1 pseudogene is annotated in these 254 nt (G+C 67.3%); it reads right to left on the bottom strand.

The annotated features are described in order from the left end of the window. Positions 1-254, bottom strand: a pseudogene (locus tag JHD64_RS21755) (hypothetical protein); the annotation flags it as partial.

Raw genomic sequence — 254 nt, 5'->3', positions numbered from 1 at the left:
CCCCCCCCCCCCCCCCCCCCCCCCCCCCCCCCCCCCCCCCCCCCCCCCCCCCCCCTTTTCAAGCAGAAGACGGCATACGCGATCCTTGTTAATGTCTCGTGGGCTCGGAGATGTGTATAAGAGACAGTGGCCAGCCAGGGCGAGGGCAGATTGCTGGTGTCGATCTGTTCCGGCTCGTTGCGCAAGTCGGTGCCATAGCCTTCGCCCTTGGCCATCAGGCTGCGGCGGCGCCATTCCAGATAAGTGAGGCCGAC

Origin of the sequence: Aquitalea sp. ASV15 (genome assembly GCF_016429115.1) — a bacterium.
GTDB lineage: Bacteria > Pseudomonadota > Gammaproteobacteria > Burkholderiales > Chromobacteriaceae > Aquitalea > Aquitalea magnusonii.
Note: the sequence above shows the minus strand (reverse complement) of the source record. Positions and strands in the feature narration are given on the sequence as shown.